The sequence below is a fragment of the Mesorhizobium sp. M0016 genome, assembly GCF_040324035.1.
Lineage (GTDB): Bacteria > Pseudomonadota > Alphaproteobacteria > Rhizobiales > Rhizobiaceae > Mesorhizobium.
The window spans coordinates 52,488-67,815 of the sequence record NZ_JAMYVM010000003.1; the positions used below are offsets into that span (position 1 = coordinate 52,488).

Genomic DNA, 15,328 nt, shown 5'->3' on the forward strand with positions numbered 1-15,328 from the left:
CTCCAGCACGGGACGCCTCCAACGCACCCCGCGTTCTTACCTCAGTAAATGTCTAGGCTCCTCCCGGTCCTCCCTGTTAGGCGGCAATCTCCGCGCTGATGTTTTCCGCCAGCAGGGCCCTGAAGCGCGAAGGCGACATGCCTTTCTGGGTCAGGAACTGGCGGTTGAAATTCGAGATGTTGTTGTAGCCGGCGGCATAGCAGATCTCGGTGATCGGCATGTCGGCCTCACTCATCAGCAGCTGGCAGGCAAGGTTGATGCGCAGCCGGTTGACGTACTGAACCAGCGCCATGCCGGTATGACGGCGGAAGCTGCGCGAAAACGCGCTCGGGCTGCGCCCGGCAATCGCCGCCAGATCGCTTTCGCTGAACGGCTCGGTCAGGTTGGCGTTGATATAGGCAAGCGCCTTGTTGACGCCGGCCGACATGAAGCCTGAGGGATCTGGCAGATAGCTGGCGCTGGTGAGCGTCCGCACATCGGCGGCGCGGCTCAGAATGTCGATGAGCTCCATGAACAAAGCGATGCGACGCACGCCTTGCGCTTCGACCAGTTCGGCCAGCACAGGTGCGGTGAGCTTGGCGGTAGCGATGGAGAACAGCGCGCCGCGGCGGCTGAGCTCGAGAATGTTTTCACAACCGGCAAGTTCCGGCAACGCGGCGGTGGCGTCGGCAATGAACTCTTGCGAGAACTGCACGACGCGGCCGCGCAGCGGCACGCTGGCGCCTGCCGGCACGTCGCTGACCCAGTTGTGCGGCAGGTTCGGGCCGGTGAGCACGAGATTGCCGGGCTCGAACTCGCCGATGAAGTCACCGACGAAATAATGGCCCGTGGTGGCGACGACGTGATGGATTTCGTATTCGGGGTGGAAGTGCCAGCGCACCGTGTGGAAGGGGTAGCCGTGGGCCCAGGCCTTGAACGACTCGCCGCGTCTGATCTGGACGACTTCCAAGTCCGGATTCATGTCAGTTCCTCCCGGCGCCGGTCCGGTCATGCGACCAGTTGCAGTGCCATCTCCCGCAGGCCGCGTTTGCCGCTCTCTGCAGTGATCGAAGCTTAGGCGGCAATTCATGCAGCCGCCACCACGGTGTGTCCACCTCACTGATACTTTTTTGACGTTTTTGTAGTCAAGGCGATACGTTTGCGAGTACGCGGGAGAGATCAGGCCCCGCTTGCGAGACGGTGACGACGCAAACGATGTCGCCGGCGGCGAGAGCTGGTCGCTCGATTTCGGCTCCGTCACAGTGATAATATGCAAAGGGAGCGGATCGGCATGACAAGGACGTTCACCTATTCCGGCAGCCCTGCGCATATTGTCTTCGGCAATGGCGCGTCGTCCGAGGTGGGCACCTGGATCGAAAAACTCGGCTGCAATCGCGCGCTGGTGCTGTCGACGCCGCATCGGGCTGCCGACGGCGAGGCGCTTGCCAAATCCCTCGGCGCGCTGGCGGCCGGCACCTTTTCGGGCGCCGCCATGCACACGCCGGTCGAGGTAACCCAAACGGCAATGGCCAAGGCGACCGAGGTCAACGCTGACTGCGTTGTCGCGCTTGGCGGCGGCTCGACCACCGGTCTCGGCAAGGCGATCGCCTGGCGCACCGACCTGCCGCAGATCGTCATCCCGACCACCTATGCCGGCTCGGAGGTGACGCCGATCCTCGGTCAGACCGAGAACGGCGAAAAAACCACAATGCGTGACGCAAGGATCCTGCCGGAAGTGGTGATCTACGATCCAGAGCTGACCGTCGGCCTGCCGATAGCGATGAGCGTCGCGTCAGGACTCAACGCCATGGCGCACGCGGCCGAAGCGCTTTACGCGCAGGATCGCCATCCGATTTCCACCCTGATGGCGAAAGAAGGATTGCGCGCCATGACGGCGGCGCTGCCGGTGTTGACCAAGGAGCCTGGAAATATCGATGCACGCGGCGATGCGCTTTACGGCGCCTGGCTGTGCGGTACGGTGCTCGGCGCCGTCGGCATGGCGCTGCATCACAAGATCTGTCACACGCTCGGCGGCTCTTTCGACATGCCGCATGCCGAGACGCATGCGGTGATGTTGCCGCACACGATCGGTTTCAACGCCGTCGCGGTGCCCGACTTGTTGAAGCCGGTCGCCGACTTGTTTGACGGCAGCGCCGGTAGCGGTCTCCAGGATTTCGCCAAGGCGGTCGGCGCGCCCCTTACATTGAAAGAACTCGGCCTCAAGCAGGCCGATCTCGACCGCGCCGCCGAGATTGCGACCAGGAACCCATACTGGAATCCGCGGCCTTTCGACCGCGCCGCAATCCGCGCCCTGTTGCAGGACGCGTGGGAGGGAAGGCGTCCGCAAAACTGACGGCAACAAGCAAGGAACTTACCCGCCGCGAATTCATCAGGATACCGCCACGACCGGTGTGCTCGCGGCGGCCTCGCGGTGCCGGCGATCGCCTGCCCTTTCGCATATAGCCGACAGGCATGAGTGGCTCCGCCTGAACGGCGCAGGCCGCTCACGGTTTTGTGCGCGTGAAAAACTGCGCGGCTCGAAAAGCCCATTGACATCAGCCGTATTTTCGACGCAAACGTTATATTGTTACTGTTATACAGTTACACAGCCCGCCTCTCCGGCGACATACATTTCAGACTGCAAGGAGACCACGGATGCGTCGCATTCCCTTTCTCGCCGCGCTGCTCGTCGCGGTGCCGCTTTTGACCGGCACGGCTGCCCGCGCCGAAGACAAGCTGACCATCGTGGCGGCCGAGAATTTCTATGGCGACCTTGCCCGCCAGATCGGCGGCAGCAACGTCACCGTCACCAGCATCCTGGCCAATCCCGATGACGATCCGCATCTGTTCGAGACCAGCCCGTCGACGGCGCGCACCATCGCCGACGCCAAGATCGTCATCTATAACGGCGCCGACTACGATCCGTGGATGGACAAGCTGCTGTCGGCCTCGACAGCCAAGGATCGCACGACCATCGTCGCCGCCGACCTGATCGGCAAGAAGTCGGGCGACAACCCGCATCTGTGGTACGACCCGGCGACGCTGCCGGCCATCGCCAAGGCGCTGAGCGCCGACCTTGCCAAGCGCGATCCGGCCAATGCCGTGTATTATGAGACGAACCTGAAGGCATTCCAGACCTCGCTCGAGGCCATTGACAAGGAAATCACCGACGTCAAGAACACCTATGCCGGCACCGAGGTGACGGCTACCGAGCCGGTCTTCGGCTACATGGCGGAAGCGCTCGGTCTCAAGATGCTGAACTACGATTTCCAGGTGGCCTTGATGAACGATGCGGAGCCGAGCGCCACGCAGGTGGCGGCGTTCGAAAACAGCCTGAAGGACGGCTCGGCCAAGATCCTGTTCTACAATTCGCAGGTGACCGACGAGGCAACGACAAGGCTGCTCGACATCGCCAAGCAGAACAAGGTCACGGTCATCGGCGTCACCGAGACGGAACCGGCGGGCCAGACGATCCAGACCTGGTTCGGCGGCCAGATCGACGCGGTCCAGAAGGCGCTCGCCGCCCGCACACAATGAATGTGACTGCGAATGAATGTGACTAAATGAACGCAATCGAATTCGACAAGGTCACGCTGACCTATGGGGGACGCCGGGTTTTATCCGACGTCTCCTTTTCTCTACCGCAAGGCGCCTTTGTCGGCCTGCTCGGCGCCAATGGCGCCGGCAAGACGACGATGCTGCGCGCCATTCTCGGCCTGATCAAACCGGCCGGCGGCGCCATTTCGGTGCTTGGCAAATCGCCGACGCGCGGCAACGCCGACATCGGCTATATGCCGCAGGCGCGGCGCGCGCTTGGCGATGTCGGCGTCAGCGGCCTCGACTTCGTGCTGAGTGCCGCCGGCGGGCATCGCTGGGGCTGGCCCGTCGCATCGGCTGCCGAGAAGGAGGCGGCGTGGAAGGCTCTTGAAGAGGTGGGCGCCGGCGACCTTGCGCGGCGGCCGCTGGGCGAGCTTTCCGGAGGCGAGCGCCAGCGCATCCTGATCGCGCAATCCTTGATCGGCAATCCGCAACTGCTGCTGCTCGACGAGCCGCTGATCAGCCTCGATGCAGGCCATCAGCGCGCGATCATCGACCTGGTGCATCAGATCGGCGAGCGGCTCGGCATTGCCGTGCTGTTCTGCTCGCACGAGATCAACCCGCTGCTGCGCGCCGTCGACCGCGTGCTCTATCTCGGCAACCGCAAGGCGGCGATCGGTTCCGTCGACGAGGTCATCAGCGGTCCGGTGCTGTCGAAACTCTATGGCACGCATATCAATGTGGTGCGGGTTGCCGGCCGCATCTTCGTCATGGCCGACGATGTCGAACTGGAGAGCGGGGCGCATGTCCACGATCTTTGACTATGAATTCATGCGCAACGCCTTCTATGCCTGCACCATCGTCGGCATCGTTTCGGGCGCGGTCGGCTATTTCCTCGTGCTCCGGGGCCAGACCTTCGCCGGTCATGCGCTCTCCCATGTCGGCTTTCCCGGCGCCACCGGCGCCGGCCTGATCGGGCTGTCGCCGTTTCTCGGCCTCACCGTGTTTACCGTCGCCGCCGGCATCGGCATCGGCCTGCTCGGCGAACGCGCGCATCGCGACGTCGCCATCGGCATCGTTTTGACGCTGTCGCTCGGCTTGGGCTTGCTGTTTCTGCATTTCTACACCGCCTTCGCCTCGCAGGCGACCAACGTGCTGTTCGGCAATGTGCTGGGCATCAGCCTGCGCACCGTTATCGTGCTTGCGGTGCTGGCGGTGGCGATCCTTGTCGCGCTTTTGCTGATCGCGCGGCCGCTGCTGTTCGCCAGCCTGCAGCCGGAACTCGCCGAAGCGCGCGGCGTGCCGCTCACTCTTGTCTCGACCCTGTTCATGGTGCTGGTCGCCGTCGCCACGTCCGAGGCGGTGCAGATCGTCGGCGTGCTGCTCGTCTTCGCGCTGATGGTGGCGCCTGCAGCCACCGCGCTCAGGCTTACTAGCGGCGTCGGAGCCGGCGTGCTGACGTCCATCGCGCTTGCCGTGATCATCGCCTGGATCAGCCTGACGCTCGCCTTCCTGACCGACTGGCCGACGAGCTTCTGGATCACGGCGCTGGGCGCGGCGGCCTATGTCGTCAGCGGCATGGTCCGGCGCCCGTCGGTCCGAGAGACTCAGAGCGCCGACGCCGGCCCCTGAGGCTTGCCCTCCGGCGGGTCGATCGGGCCGGCTGGAGTGCAAAACTGACGTGAGGGAAATACACCCAAAAAAAGTCAGGTTTACAAATCGGCTCCTGAAACGTTTCAGCCGCGAAAGACAAATTCATCCAATCGCCTAGATCGCGACCTCTGTCGCGCCAAAGGGCCGCTCCGGAGCGGCCGGAACACCCGGAAAACCGCCATTTCAAGCGCATTTTGTAGCGGCGAATGGCGTCCGCGCGGCCGGTTGGAAGCTGGCCGGGAGGTGCAAAGGCGACCCCCCGCGGCCATCGCGGGCGGCGTTGACAGACCGCGGTGCTGCATGCGTATAGCAAGCCATGGGTCACGCCATGGCCGTGGCGGTTGAGACGGGGCTGGGGGGTTTCGTAACAACAGCATTGACGGCCCGGCGCCGGACGGGCGGCATGCACTCTCGAAGTGCGCCGCTCGCTCTTGGCTGACGCGCCGGCGACCCGGCAGCAGTCCTGGCCTGCGTTATCTCGACCAGGCTCCGCAGAACGCCATCGTCTCAGCTTTTCGATCCGCATCGGTTCGAAGCGAACGAGGTGACGCCCTCTTAACCGATATTCGCTTCGCTACGTCCCCCTCCCCCTGCTGGGCGAGGGGGACGCTGGCGATGAACCGCGCCGGCCGACGTGTATCGGCACCGATCAGGCACTCCTGACGACGCGATCAAGCAAGCCTGACGACGAGCCGATCAGGCGACCCTGGCGACGTCGATCAAGCAAGCTTGACTACGTCGATCAAGCAAGCTTGACGACGAAGTGCTTGGTTACCGGCTCGAGGATCTGCCAGGTGCCCTTGAAATCGGCTTCGACCACGAACGCATCGCCCGGACCGACCTCGACAGGCGTGCCGCCATCGGGCGTGATGATGATGCGGCCGGCGATCATGTGCACGAACTCATAGTCGGTGTAGGTGGCGTGATAAGTGCCGGGCGAGGCCCGCCAGGTGCCCGACAGCACCTTGCCGTCGGCGGTGGTGTGCTGCACGGCGGTCTGCATGGTCGGCCGGCCCGCGACAACGATCCAGCCCGGTAAGTCGCCGCCCTCGGCATGCTCGACAGCGCCGAATTTGAAAATGGTGGTGTTGGTCATGGGAGGCTCCGTTTGAATTGCATGGCTGCCGGTTGGATAGCCGATGCGTGTGACGGGGGCAACGCAAGGGCCGACCCCGGATGTCGGAGATTTGGCGAAGGAGGCGGGGACCTAATCTCCCCCATCGAGGGGGAGATGTCGCCGAAGGCGACAGAGGGGGTCGCCGCGCGTGGAGCGCCTGCCTTCACTTGCAGGATTGGGCCGAGTCCGGTCGAACCGACCCCCTCTGGCCTGCCGGCCATCTCCCCCTCAGGGGGGGAGATCAGCGGCGTCGCCTCCTCCAATGTTGCACTGCGTTAGATTTGTTGCATTGCGATATCGACCCATAGGGCGGAGTCTTGGTCCGACTGTGAACGGTTGCAGCGCCGTGTCCCGTTGGGCGCAAAGCTGCCGCACGTATGATCCCGGCGCGATCGTTACTCGCCGAGGCGGGGTCATGCACCAGCACGAGGTGGCAAATCGTGTCAGCATCGTTCCGGCCCGATATCGAAGGACTGCGTGCCTTGGCGGTGGCAGGCGTGATCGCCTTTCATTTCGGCTTCACCGGCCTGCCCGGCGGCTTCACCGGCGTCGACATCTTCTTCGTCATCTCGGGCTATCTGATCACAAAACACCTGCTTGCCGAAATCACCGAGACCGGGCGGCTCAACCTGTGGCGCTTCTATGCCAGGCGCGCTCGGCGGCTGTTGCCGGCGTCGCTGTTCGTCATCCTCGCCACACTGGTGGCCGGCGCCTTCATCCTGTCGCCGGAGGAACAATCGCTCTATTCCAAAGGCGCCATGTTCGCCTCGGCCTACATGATCAATCTGTGGCTGATCCGCTGGTCGTTTGATTATTTCGCCGCCGATGCGGCCAGCAACCCGTTTGTCCATTTCTGGTCGCTGTCGGTGGAGGAGCAGTTCTATGTCGCCTGGCCGGCGCTGCTTGTGCTGGCGGCATGGCTGCGCCCCGGCAAGCGCGGCGCGATCCTGGTGATCGGCATTGCCGGCCTCGTCTCGTTCGCCGTCTGCGCGTGGCTCACCACGGTCTCGCAGCCCTGGGCCTTCTATTTCTCGCCGCTACGCGCCTGGGAGTTCGCCGCCGGCGGGCTGGCCAGCATGGTGCCGCAGCAAGTCTGGCAAAACCGCCCGCGGCTCGCCACGCCGCTGGCGTGGCTCGGCCTAGCGCTGATTGCCGGCGCCTATCTTTCCTTCAGCGACGAAACGCCCTTCCCGGGTTTCCTCGCCCTGGTGCCGGTGGCCGGCACCGTGCTGTTGCTGCTGGCAGGAGCGGCGCACGCGCAGCAGGAGAGCGCTAAGAAAAGCCCGATCGAGGCACTGGCGCTGGCGCCGCTGCAATGGGTCGGCAAACTCTCCTACTCGCTCTATCTCTGGCACTGGCCGGTGATCGTGTATGCCACGATGCTGACGCCGGAACTTTCGCCGCTGCAGCGGCTCGGCTGCTTGGCGCTGACGCTGGCGCTGTCGGGGTTCACCTATCATGTCATCGAAAACCCGATCCGCCGCAATGGCTGGCTGATGGCCAGTGCGGCGCGGGCGCTGGTGCCGGCCGTCCTCCTGACCGGCACCGGCGTCGCAGCCGCCTACGCCAATGCCAGGCTTGCCGTCCACGATCTGGACCCTGAGCAGCGCAGCATTGCCGCCAGCGCCGCGCAGCCGTCCACGGCGCGCGCGGCCGGCTGTATTCTCTCCTTTGAGACGGTGACGCCGAAGGCCTGCGTGTTCGGCAACAAGGACGCCGGGCGCTCGATTGCGCTGTTCGGCGATTCGCATGCCGACCACTGGTCGACGCCGCTGATCGACGCGGCGGCCAAGAACAATTATCGCCTCGTCACCTATCTCAAATCGTCCTGCCGTGCCTCGCGGGTGACGACCTGGAACTGGCGGCTGAAGCGCGACTACACCGAATGCGACCAGTGGCGGGAGCAATCGGTCAAGGACATTATCGCGTTGCACCCGCACATGGTGGTGATCTCGGAATTCTCGATCGGCAATGTGATGAAGGAATCGCCCGAGGAACTGAAGCACGCCGATTGGAACGAGGAGTGGAAGGCCGGCCTGCGCTGGACGCTGGCGGCATTCAGCCGGGCCGGGATCAAGGTCGCGGTAATCCGGGACGTTCCCTACAATGGAAGCTATGCCGACAAATGCGTGGCGCGGGCGCTGTGGCGCGGGCAGGTGCCTGAAGTCTGCGACACGCCGAGGGACGCGGCGGCGAACGACGACATCGCCGCGGCCGAGCGCGACGTCGTGCGCAGCGTGCCCGGCGCCACCTATGTCGACCTGACCAGCCAGTTCTGCGACGCCCAAACCTGCCACGTGTTCATCAACGGCCAACTCGCCTTCCGCGACCGACACCACCTGGCGACGCCATTTGCTGAATCACTGGAGCCGGTCTTGGAGAAGGCGGTGTTTTAGGGGGCGGCGAGGTAGGGGGACCTGACGGCTGACCGCTCAGTTGATGCGAGCTATGCCACAAACACATCCTCTCGATGGTGAGCGAGGTAAGCCTGTGCGGCGGGGTGAAGGTGCTAGTGCGCCAGACGGCGGGGGCTTCGGCAAAGCCGAAACTCTGCATCACCAATTGCTCGAAACCGAGCCGCCGCAAATCAGTCTTGTCGACGCGCTGGGATATGAGGACCTGCCCGCTATCTTCAAAACTGATGAAGCCACGGTCAAAGAGGTGGTCGGCATCAGGCGTGAGGAGCAGCCCGTTCATGCCGTCCAAGCGCTCCTGCGCGGAAGCGCATAAGCGCCAAGGCTTGATGTGGCTTGCAATCAGCAACGAGGGATTGGTGACCCCTGTGAGTCGGCACGAGCGCTCCATGGCTTCGACATTGGAACGAAATTTACCTTGGCCGCGACGAGCTTGAATGACGCTCGTCTTTACAGTGTCCTCGAGTTGGAGGTCGTCTCGGATACGGCGCTCAACGACGTCCTCTAAAATTTCATTGACGACTTCGAAAGTGAGACTGTTTGCGCCACCACGCCTCAGAGCTTCGCGGTCGAAAGCTGTACCCGCGACAATGGTGTGAAACACCTCTTGCGATACGCTCGCGAGATAGGCGTTTTGACGGCCTGATCCGGAGTTTGGGTCGATGGGCGAATATCGGGGAGGCAGAAGCGGACCCAATTCGCCAATTATGTCCGACGGGCGCACCGTCGGCAGGAGCGGCGCCCAATACACCGGGAGAAGCCAACCTTCCTCGTTCCAATTGGCTCCAGTGTTCTTGAACTCCGGTGGTTTCGGTGCTGTGAATGCATACTCCGCTACCCGACCAATATAGCGCACGGCTTGACCGAAAAAAGACAACACGAGGTCACCAGGTGTCGCCCGACGCATATTTTTGTAGAACTCGCTGCGTGCCCCATTCTTCTGAGTTTTGGGCGACCAGAGATATTGCCCGTCGATCTCTTGGCAGGCGGTCTGACTGTGATTTACCCACCAGAATTGCGACATCGTTTTTGATTTTAATAGTTGCCGTCGGCTGGGTAAGCTCTATTCGAGACCTGTCTCGCCTACAAGCATGGAGCCGACCTTATTGCCAGGTGCGACAGGCGGCGTAACTGCATCTTTCGGCGAGACGCCAAGAAGAGCGTAGGGCGACGATAGTCGCCGCCCCCACCCCACTTGCAAATCGCCCCCCAAATGCCATCTAGATCACAGGCGCACCGCCGGTGCGCCTTAGCCACGGAGCTTTCACTTGACGCAGCGAAGCGGCAGTGCGGATTTGCCGCTGCATGGCGGGCGGGTTCCGAACTGGCTGGGCGATCGCATGACGCGGCTGGGCGCTGTGCTGTGCGAGGCGATCATCCATCACTATGGCCGCGACGAGCTGTTGCGGCGGCTGGCGCATCCGTTCTGGTTCCAGTCTTTCGGCGCCGTCATGGGCATGGACTGGCACTCCTCGGGCATCACCACCTCGGTCGTCGGCGCGCTGAAGCGCGGGCTGAACCCGATGTCGCGCGAGCTCGGCATCCATGTCTGCGGCGGGCGCGGCGCGCATTCGCGCAAGACGCCGCAGGAGCTGACCGCGATCGGCGAACGCGTCGGCATCGATGGCGCGGCACTCGCCACCGCCAGCCGCCTGGTCGCCAAAGTGGACAGTGCGGCCGTGCAGGACGGCTTCGACCTCTATCTGCACGGCTTCATCGTCACCGACGACAGCCGCTGGGTGGTGGTGCAGCAAGGCATGAACGGCGACAGCCGCCAGGCGCGGCGCTATCACTGGCTGTCGGAAGGGCTGACAAGCTTCGTCGACCAGCCGCATGCGGCGATCGAGGGCGAGCGGCAGGGCGAGATCGTCAACCTGACCGACCATCGCGCCGCGCCGTCACGTAGCGGCCAGATCGACCTGTTGAAGACCATGAGCCCGGAACGGATCCTCGACGAGCTTGCCGTGCTGGAGCCGCCGCCGAAAGCAGCGCCTGCGAAACCGGCGGCGCAGCCGATGCTGCCCAATCTGGTGATGCCGGCGCATCACGACGTGCGCGAGAGCGACATCGTCATGCACCGGCTGCACGGCAACATTTCCGCCGCCATCGAAAGCGGGCCGGCCGACTTTCCCGAGCTGCTGCTGGTGCCCGGCGTCGGCGCGCGCACGGTGCGGGCGCTGGCCATGGTGGCGGAAGTGGTGCATGGCGCGCCCTGCCGCTTCTCCGATCCGGCGCGCTTCTCGCTCGCCCATGGCGGCAAGGACCGCCACCCCTTCCCGGTGCCGCTGAAAGTCTATGACGAGACGATCGCGGTGCTGAAATCGGCCGTCGGCAAGGCCAAGCTCGGCCGCGAGGAAGAGCTCGGCGCGCTGCAGCGGCTGGATGGCGAAGCGCGGCGGCTGGAGCGCTACGTCACCGGGCCAAGCCTTAAGGAGATCGTCGCCGGCGAGTTCGACCAGTCGCATCTGCTTGGAGGGCGCAGTGTGTTCGGGTGGGAGGGGGCGGCGGAAAGCGACGACGGTTCAGACAGGGGCCGCCAGTAGCTGCCTGTCCATCATGCAGAGATAGTGCGCGGCCCATAGAAACACGTGCTCGGCTTGTTTTGATAATGCTTGCAAAGACCCATTTCTCAAGTGATGCTCTGCCAGGCGAGGCTCGGCATGAAGACATTCGCATGGACGTTGGTTTTCGTGCTGCTGGCGATTGGCGGCGCGATCGCCCAAACGACGCCTGAGCCTGCCATACTGGCATATACACCGCCGATGCACTTCGTCGTTGTACGCAACAGCACGCCAGGATGCGAGCCGACATGCCCGGAATGGATTTCGGCGGAAGGTCACATCGTGGCCGGCACGCCAGCTTTGCTGAAGGCTTTGCTGAAAAAACTCGGCCCCCGCAAATTGCCTTTGGCGTTGAATTCCCCGGGCGGCGAGACCGATGCGGCGATGGCGCTTGGCCATATGATCCGCGCCAGCGGGCTCGACACGATGGTTGGCAAGACGGAGTTCTCCGAATGCGCGCCAGACACAAAAGCCTGCGGGCCGGGCGACCTCCGCTTCGGCGTCGCCAACCCCGTCGGCGCAGTCTGTTCGTCAGCTTGTACGATGGTTCTTGCGGGCGGCGTACGGCGCCTGGCAGACAGCCGCGCCTTTGTCGGCATTCACCGGATCATGCTGCCGGCCGCCAAGAAGATCCACGGCAAGAAGACCATCGTCCTCGTTCCGATACCCAAATGGTATGAACGCAAGGTCGACAGCTATTTCACCGAGATGAAAGCAGGTTCGTGGATCGTATCGGCCATGCAAAAAATACCCGACGACAGCATACGATACCTCGTGACATACGAACTTTTGGACCTGAATCTGATAACCGAAACCGGTCACGGCGACACCCGCACCTCCATCGATATCTGCAAGACCACGCCGCCGGCGGGCAACTGCCGAACGGTCAGGCAATAGGAATAGCGGGCCACGTAGGTCGTCGAAGCGCCTGTTTCTCAACAGCAACCCTTCACTTTACGCTGCGCCCTTCAACAGGTCTTCCGGCCGGCCCTCGACGAGCGCAGCAATATAGCTTTCCAGGCTGGTCGTGCCGCGCTCCGGGTTTTCCGGCTGCATCGGCTTGTCCTGCGTGGCCCCGGTCATGCGGGCATAGGACTCGGCCGCCGCTTTGGAGAAGCCTAGTTTTTCGTAGGTTTCTGTCCAGCGCTCCCGCGGCACCGTGACCACGCGCACGTTTTTGCGCAACGCCGCACTGAAGGCTGCGGCGACATCGGCGGCGGAGTAGCGCCGAGGACCCTCGATATAGTGCGTGCCGGTCTTGTCCGCCGGCTCCAGCAGACGTCTCGCCGCAGCCTCGCCGAGATCCTGCGGCGCAACCATCGGCAGCTCGAAATCCGCCGGGAAGAAGGAGGTGATGACGCCGTCGCGCCGCGCCGTCTCCAGGGCCTGATCCCAGTTGCTCATGTAATAGGCGGCGCGGTTGATGCTTGCCGGAATGGCCTGGGCCTTCAGCTTCTGCTCGAGGCCGTAAAGGACGGTGAGATCGCCGACACCCTCGCCGGCCTGCGCGCCATAGGTCGATTCCGCTACCACTTTTTCGAGGCCGGACCCCTCCAGTGCCGTCGCAATGGCGCCAACCGTCTTGCGCTCCTCGGCGTCGGTGTCGGTCGATGGATCGGCCGGCGGGTTGAGCAGAAACGCCCGCTTGCCGCGCCGCAAGACTTCACGCAGCGCCTCGACATCGAGCACATCGGCAACCGCGGCCTCCGCGCCCTGTTCAACCAACCATGCGGCCTTCGACTCGTCGCGCGTCACCACCGTGACATCCTCGCCCTGCCGCAACAGCGCCATTGCCGCCGCCGAGCCGACATGGCCGGTACCTCCAAGAATGACATGCATGGTCTCGTCCTTCCCTTGCTGATTCATGCCGGATTAATGGCTGGGGCGGCGAAGGGTTCAAAAATCGGGGGATGATGCTGACAGGAGGTGACGCCGGCCTTCCTCGCAATGCACGGCGCAGGGGTCGTTCGCATCTTGCAAAATTATGGAACGAGGTCGTGCCCAGCGAGTTATATTAGCGCAACCTTGAATAGGAGGCAGCTATGAGAAAGCTCCTGCTTGCTTCGGCTATCGCTATCACTTCGGCGGCGGCGACGATCGCCCCGGCGAATGCCGGCGGGCGCGTCGTGATCGGCATCGGCAACGGCTACTATGACGATGACTACAATGACAGCTATGGCGACCATTACGATCGCTACGCTCCTCGCCCCTACTACCAGTATAATGCCTACGATAACGGCTTCAGGTACCACAGGTATCACAGGCACCATCGCCATTGCCGCATAGAGTTGGTCAAGCATTGGCGCCATCATCACAGGATCGTCGAGGAAATTCGCGTTTGCGAACGGTGATCCGATAGGGTGAAACCGGTTCGGCCGGCATCTGCCGGCCGGCGGCTTCACTACGCGGCTGCCGGCCTTATCGCGGCTTCCGCATCATCATCATCCCGTAATCAACGGCCAAAAGGTCGAGCCCGACCTTCAACAGCTTCACCACCACATCGCGTCCCTCGCCGGTGCGCTCGGCGAGCGCCTTCACCGACTGGCCTTCGAGACAGATCTGGCGGACCACCTCCGCCACTTCCCAGTGGGCCATGGCGGCGATGGCGTGGGTGTGGGCGCGGCCGGCGTTGAGCACGCGGTCGGGGATGCCGCCATTGATGCGGCCGCCGTCGATGCGCTCTTCCCACGGCATCGGCCGCAGCCCGTCACGCGAGGCGCGCTCGAAATCGTCGCGAAACCGCTGGCCGGCCTCGCGCTGCTGGCGGGTCAGCGAGGTGATGCCGACCAGCGGATCGACATTGCGCACCCGCACGATGCCGCCGGTCGCGGTGTAGCCGTCATTGGAGACCTCGTAGACGCGCCGCGCCTCTTCGGTGCCGACGCTCAACCGCTTGCGGCCGAAGCGATCGTCCTTCAGCGCGAAATCATGGCCGATCTCGCGGCGGATGCGCACCTGCTCGGCTTCGCCTATGGGGAGTTTTGGTGGCTGCCGTTTCTGCGCGGTGTTTTTGCTCATCGGGGGATCCTTGTGGGATTGGGTTGTTGAGCCGGAAGGTTGGCGTTCCTTCGCGCCCCCCTCTGCCCTGCCGGGCATCTCCCCCACGAGGGGGAGATTGGCAGTTTCGGCGGCTGCGCCTCTGCAACGTTGGCAATTGGGGAAATCGGCGGCGATATCCGATCGCCCCCCTCGTGGGGGTTGAGGAGTGGTCCGCGAAGCGGACGGAAAGCCAATTGCTTGGCTTTCCGAGCGACGAACGTCCGGCAGGACAGAGGGGGGCGCTGTCCCGCCGGCTTTCCATCATTGGTGGGGTCGTCCGGAGGCGAGGAACGGAGCCCAGCCGCTCACACCACCTCGCTCACCGGTCGGTGGAAGCGCGCCTGGTGGTATTCGCAGTAGCTTTTCAGCGCCCTTGTGCGCAGGCCGCAGCACAGCATCTCGAGCCCCGGCCGACTGCCGGGAGCATCGTTGTCGGGGTCTTCCTCCAGCGTCAGGTCGAGCGGCGCGCGGCAGCGGTCGAACAGGCAGTCGATGAAGCGCATGGCGGCGACATGCGGCTGGCGCCCGAGCGAGGCAGGGCGCGGCGCCGGCACATTGAAGCGGTAGATTTCGCCGTCCACCACCAGCCGTCCTTCGGCCGGGGTGGAGCGCGCCGGACGGGCTGGCAACAAAGGCCTGGCCGGCGTGTGTCTGGCTTGCCTGGCGACCGGTGTGGCCGGTGCGGCCTGCTTCGAAACTGCAGGCCACCTTACCGGCTTGCTCGGCTGAACCGGCAGAATCCCGGCCGTGTTCTCGTTGGCTGCAGTCTTCCCCGTCGCATTCTTCCTCGGTCGGCCGCCGGACCTGCCGCCTCTAGGGTTGGCGAAGCCGATGGTCTTCAACGCGCTGTTGCGGTGGACGATGCCGATGATGGCATTGCGCGAGACCGGGCTGCCGCGCAGCGCCGTGAAGCGGACGGCGATCCCTGTGGCCGACAGGCCATCCCTCAGCCAGACGGCGATCTCCTGCAATTCGGTGTCGGAATAGGCAGTCATGTCGGTATCCATTGATTGCGCGCGCAAAGACCG

At 63.8% G+C, this 15,328-nt stretch carries 14 protein-coding genes; 8 read left to right on the top strand and 6 right to left on the bottom strand.

The window, feature by feature from the left end; translation table 11 throughout:
- Positions 1-76: 76 nt before the first annotated feature.
- Positions 77-961: an AraC family transcriptional regulator gene (locus NKJ88_RS05245; RefSeq protein WP_023824443.1), complete on the bottom strand. Its 885-nt coding sequence runs from the start codon at positions 959-961 to the stop codon at positions 77-79.
- 309 nt (positions 962-1,270) lie between these two features.
- Between NKJ88_RS05245 and NKJ88_RS05250 the strand changes: the two genes are divergently transcribed.
- The 4 genes from NKJ88_RS05250 (at position 1,271) to NKJ88_RS05265 (ending at position 5,148) form a co-directional block, all read left to right on the top strand.
- Positions 1,271-2,332, top strand: a complete 1,062-nt coding sequence (locus NKJ88_RS05250; protein WP_352443662.1) for a maleylacetate reductase — start codon at positions 1,271-1,273, stop codon at positions 2,330-2,332.
- Positions 2,333-2,634: 302 nt separating this feature from the next.
- Entirely contained in the window at positions 2,635-3,516 is an 882-nt protein-coding gene (locus NKJ88_RS05255) for a metal ABC transporter solute-binding protein, Zn/Mn family (protein WP_023712495.1), read from the top strand.
- Positions 3,517-3,542: 26 nt separating this feature from the next.
- Entirely contained in the window at positions 3,543-4,337 is a 795-nt protein-coding gene (locus NKJ88_RS05260; protein WP_023685455.1) for a metal ABC transporter ATP-binding protein, read from the top strand.
- Positions 4,321-5,148, top strand: a complete 828-nt coding sequence (locus NKJ88_RS05265) for a metal ABC transporter permease (protein ID WP_023685454.1) — start codon at positions 4,321-4,323, stop codon at positions 5,146-5,148. Before NKJ88_RS05260 ends, NKJ88_RS05265 begins: the two co-directional genes overlap by 17 nt.
- 763 nt (positions 5,149-5,911) lie before the next feature.
- On the opposite strand, the gene NKJ88_RS05270 is transcribed toward NKJ88_RS05265, so the two are convergent.
- Positions 5,912-6,265, bottom strand: coding sequence for a cupin domain-containing protein (locus tag NKJ88_RS05270; protein ID WP_023688994.1), 354 nt, complete (start codon positions 6,263-6,265; stop codon positions 5,912-5,914).
- Positions 6,266-6,726: 461 nt separating this feature from the next.
- On the opposite strand from NKJ88_RS05270, the gene NKJ88_RS05275 reads away from it, so the two are divergent.
- Positions 6,727-8,682 carry an acyltransferase family protein gene (locus NKJ88_RS05275; RefSeq protein WP_023712494.1) on the top strand — a complete coding sequence of 652 codons (1,956 nt, stop codon included), beginning with the start codon at positions 6,727-6,729 and terminating at the stop codon, positions 8,680-8,682.
- Here NKJ88_RS05275 and NKJ88_RS05280 read toward each other — a convergent pair.
- A complete protein-coding gene (locus tag NKJ88_RS05280; protein ID WP_352443663.1) occupies positions 8,591-9,724 on the bottom strand; it encodes an HNH endonuclease in 1,134 nt (377 codons plus the stop codon). The two genes, NKJ88_RS05275 and NKJ88_RS05280, sit on opposite strands and share 92 nt — an antisense overlap.
- Positions 9,725-9,968: 244 nt before the next feature.
- Between NKJ88_RS05280 and NKJ88_RS05285 the strand changes: the two genes are divergently transcribed.
- A complete protein-coding gene (locus tag NKJ88_RS05285) occupies positions 9,969-11,243 on the top strand; it encodes a DUF763 domain-containing protein (RefSeq protein WP_352443664.1) in 1,275 nt (424 codons plus the stop codon).
- A 147-nt stretch (positions 11,244-11,390) separates the two neighbouring features.
- The gene (locus tag NKJ88_RS05290) at positions 11,391-12,158 is read left to right on the top strand and encodes a COG3904 family protein (RefSeq protein ID WP_155923295.1); all 768 of its coding nucleotides are present in this window, start codon (positions 11,391-11,393) and stop codon (positions 12,156-12,158) included.
- A gap of 57 nt (positions 12,159-12,215) precedes the next feature.
- Here the strand turns inward: NKJ88_RS05290 and NKJ88_RS05295 are convergent, their stop codons facing one another.
- Positions 12,216-13,100 carry an NmrA family NAD(P)-binding protein gene (locus NKJ88_RS05295; RefSeq protein ID WP_352443665.1) on the bottom strand — a complete coding sequence of 295 codons (885 nt, stop codon included), beginning with the start codon at positions 13,098-13,100 and terminating at the stop codon, positions 12,216-12,218.
- A 203-nt stretch (positions 13,101-13,303) separates the two neighbouring features.
- Between NKJ88_RS05295 and NKJ88_RS05300 the strand changes: the two genes are divergently transcribed.
- Complete coding sequence (locus NKJ88_RS05300; RefSeq protein WP_352443666.1) at positions 13,304-13,612, top strand: hypothetical protein; 309 nt, start codon at positions 13,304-13,306, stop codon at positions 13,610-13,612.
- A gap of 67 nt (positions 13,613-13,679) precedes the next feature.
- Here NKJ88_RS05300 and NKJ88_RS05305 read toward each other — a convergent pair whose 3' ends face one another.
- A complete protein-coding gene (locus NKJ88_RS05305) occupies positions 13,680-14,279 on the bottom strand; it encodes a DUF6456 domain-containing protein (protein ID WP_352443667.1) in 600 nt (199 codons plus the stop codon).
- Positions 14,280-14,605: 326 nt separating this feature from the next.
- A complete protein-coding gene (locus tag NKJ88_RS05310; RefSeq protein ID WP_352443668.1) occupies positions 14,606-15,295 on the bottom strand; it encodes a GcrA cell cycle regulator in 690 nt (229 codons plus the stop codon).
- Positions 15,296-15,328: the final 33 nt, after the last annotated feature.

Excerpts from the sequence above, each read along its gene's own strand:
- NKJ88_RS05305 (WP_352443667.1), bottom strand. The coding sequence starts at position 14,279 with ATGAGCAAAAACACCGCGCAGAAACGGCAGCCACCAAAACTCCCCATA.
- NKJ88_RS05250 (WP_352443662.1), top strand. The coding sequence starts at position 1,271 with ATGACAAGGACGTTCACCTATTCCGGCAGCCCTGCGCATATTGTCTTC.
- NKJ88_RS05300 (WP_352443666.1), top strand. The coding sequence starts at position 13,304 with ATGAGAAAGCTCCTGCTTGCTTCGGCTATCGCTATCACTTCGGCGGCG.
- NKJ88_RS05245 (WP_023824443.1), bottom strand. The coding sequence starts at position 961 with ATGAATCCGGACTTGGAAGTCGTCCAGATCAGACGCGGCGAGTCGTTC.
- NKJ88_RS05280 (WP_352443663.1), bottom strand. The coding sequence starts at position 9,724 with ATGTCGCAATTCTGGTGGGTAAATCACAGTCAGACCGCCTGCCAAGAG.
- NKJ88_RS05270 (WP_023688994.1), bottom strand. The coding sequence starts at position 6,265 with ATGACCAACACCACCATTTTCAAATTCGGCGCTGTCGAGCATGCCGAG.
- NKJ88_RS05295 (WP_352443665.1), bottom strand. The coding sequence starts at position 13,100 with ATGCATGTCATTCTTGGAGGTACCGGCCATGTCGGCTCGGCGGCGGCA.
- NKJ88_RS05265 (WP_023685454.1), top strand. The coding sequence starts at position 4,321 with ATGTCCACGATCTTTGACTATGAATTCATGCGCAACGCCTTCTATGCC.
- NKJ88_RS05255 (WP_023712495.1), top strand. The coding sequence starts at position 2,635 with ATGCGTCGCATTCCCTTTCTCGCCGCGCTGCTCGTCGCGGTGCCGCTT.
- NKJ88_RS05310 (WP_352443668.1), bottom strand. The coding sequence starts at position 15,295 with ATGACTGCCTATTCCGACACCGAATTGCAGGAGATCGCCGTCTGGCTG.
- NKJ88_RS05260 (WP_023685455.1), top strand. The coding sequence starts at position 3,543 with ATGAACGCAATCGAATTCGACAAGGTCACGCTGACCTATGGGGGACGC.